The organism is Prevotella sp. MGM1 (genome assembly GCF_002933775.1).
In the GTDB taxonomy this organism is placed as follows: domain Bacteria; phylum Bacteroidota; class Bacteroidia; order Bacteroidales; family Bacteroidaceae; genus Prevotella.
This window is the reverse complement of sequence record NZ_BEWV01000028.1, coordinates 1-2500: the sequence shown is the minus strand read 5'-3', so window position 1 is coordinate 2500 and position 2500 is coordinate 1. Positions and strand designations below refer to the sequence as shown.

Genomic DNA, 2500 nt, shown 5'->3' with positions numbered 1-2500 from the left:
TCTGATACAGAGTGTGTGAGTACAAGAAGACCGAGGGGACGTCAAAGACATGAGCGACCATACCCGAAACGTCTCTCCAGAAAGGAGGTGTTCCAGCCGCACCTTCCGGTACGGCTACCTTGTTACGACTTAGCCCCAATCACCGGTTTCACCCTAGGCCGACCCTCGCGGTCACGGACTTCAGGCGCCCCCGGCTTTCATGGCTTGACGGGCGGTGTGTACAAGGCCCGGGAACGTATTCACCGCGCCATGGCTGATGCGCGATTACTAGCGAATCCAGCTTCGTGGGGTCGGGTTGCAGACCCCAGTCCGAACTGAGGATGACTTTAAGGATTGGACCGATGTTGCCAGCGGCCGGCCCTCTGTATCACCCATTGTAACACGTGTGTAGCCCCGGACGTAAGGGCCGTGCTGATTTGACGTCATCCCCACCTTCCTCACTCCTTGCGGAGGCAGTGTCCCCAGAGTGCCCGGCTAGAACCGATGGCAACTAGGGAAAGGGGTTGCGCTCGTTATGGCACTTAAGCCGACACCTCACGGCACGAGCTGACGACAACCATGCAGCACCTTCACAGAGGCCCCGAAGGGCATCACCATCTCTGGATCTTTCCTCTGCAATTCAAGCCCGGGTAAGGTTCCTCGCGTATCATCGAATTAAACCACATGTTCCTCCGCTTGTGCGGGCCCCCGTCAATTCCTTTGAGTTTCACCGTTGCCGGCGTACTCCCCAGGTGGGATGCTTAACGCTTTCGCTTGGCCGCCGACTGTATATCGCCGACAGCGGGCATCCATCGTTTACCGCGCGGACTACCAGGGTATCTAATCCTGTTCGATACCCGCGCTTTCGAGCTTCAGCGTCAGTAACGCTGCGGCAGGCTGCCTTCGCAATCGGGGTTCTTCGTGATATCTAAGCATTTCACCGCTACACCACGAATTCCGCCTGCCTTCCGCGCACTCAAGGTCTCCAGTTCGCGCCGCACTCTCATGGTTGAGCCACAAAATTTCACGGCACGCTTAAAGACCGGCCTACGCTCCCTTTAAACCCAATAAATCCGGATAACGCCCGGACCTTCCGTATTACCGCGGCTGCTGGCACGGAATTAGCCGGTCCTTATTCATGCGGTACCTGCAAACATCCACACGTGGACACCTTTATCCCCGCATAAAAGAGGTTTACAACCCATAGGGCAGTCTTCCCTCACGCTACTTGGCTGGTTCAGCCTTACGGCCATTGACCAATATTCCTCACTGCTGCCTCCCGTAGGAGTCTGGACCGTGTCTCAGTTCCAGTGTGGGGGACCTTCCTCTCAGAACCCCTACCGATCGATGCCTTGGTGGGCCGTTACCCCGCCAACAAGCTAATCGGACGCATCCCCATCCTTTACCGATAAATCTTTGCTCCGACACAGATGTCCGGGACGGAGAACATGGGGGATTAATCCGCCTTTCGACGGGCTGGACCCCAGTAAAGGGAAGGTTGGATACGCGTTACTCACCCGTGCGCCGGTCGCCATCGGCCCATCCCGAAAGATAGGCCATGCTGCCCCTCGACTTGCATGTGTTAAGCCTGTAGCTAGCGTTCATCCTGAGCCAGGATCAAACTCTACATTGTAAAATATATAAGTTATAGACTCCATACGCGCCGAACCGAAAAAAAACGGAAAGGGCGAAAGGAGAGAATGTCTGTCCAGGACGCTCCGAGTACTATTCTAATTCACCGACCAGGGACAAAAGCCCGAGGCCGGAATGACGGTCAGATCATATCTGTTCGTTTACCCATGCGCGGCGCAAGCCAATTTAAAAAAAAAGACAGGCGGCGCGCACGCTTCTTGTACTACTACTTTCTCTGTTATTCAGTCTGTCAAAGAACTCTCTCTTAACGCTCACCAGGGCTTCAACCCTGAAAGCGGATGCAAAGGTAAGGACTTTAAGGATACAAACCAAATAATTTTAAGAAAAAATTCGAAAAACAACGGTAATTTTATACTAAATTGACGCAGGTCAAGGAAAACAGCACGAAAACAAGACAAAAACACAAAAAACAAACAAATGAAAAGGAAAATGAAATACGACAAAAAAAGAAAGAAGTAGAGAAAAGAAGGACAAGGTCAAAAGAGGAAAGACAGGCCAAAGAAAAAAACAGAAAAAGAAACAAGGAGCAAAACATGCAAGGAAAGAGAAAAACAGGAAAGGAACAGAAAAAGAACAGACAAGGAAAGGATGAAAGACAAAGAACAAAGGGGAAAGGGGAAAAGATAAAAGAGACAAAAAGAAAACCAATATACAAAACAGAAAAAAAGGGACAACCAATGAAAGGAACGGCAGCCATAAAACAAAATCACGGTATCATATATGATATAGACAGGAAGAACAAAAACAAAAGGAAGAACAAAAACAAAACGCAACGGAGAAACACGAAGACAAAAAAAAAAGACCGTAAGAATGAAAAAACGAATAAAGACAATGACAAAGGATAATAATAAAGGTTGTTGATACAAAA

1 protein-coding gene and 1 rRNA gene are annotated in these 2500 nt (G+C 49.8%); one reads left to right on the top strand and one right to left on the bottom strand.

Translation table 11 applies throughout. From position 1 onward, the window contains the following. Window positions 1–80: 80 nt before the first annotated feature. Window positions 81–1612, bottom strand: a 16S ribosomal RNA gene (locus MoGM_RS00395). A gap of 379 nt (window positions 1613–1991) precedes the next feature. Here MoGM_RS00395 and MoGM_RS12880 point away from each other — a divergent pair. Continuing rightward, a complete protein-coding gene (locus MoGM_RS12880) occupies window positions 1992–2477 on the top strand; it encodes a hypothetical protein (RefSeq protein WP_158249525.1) in 486 nt (161 codons plus the stop codon). The last annotated feature ends 23 nt before the right edge of the window (window positions 2478–2500 follow it).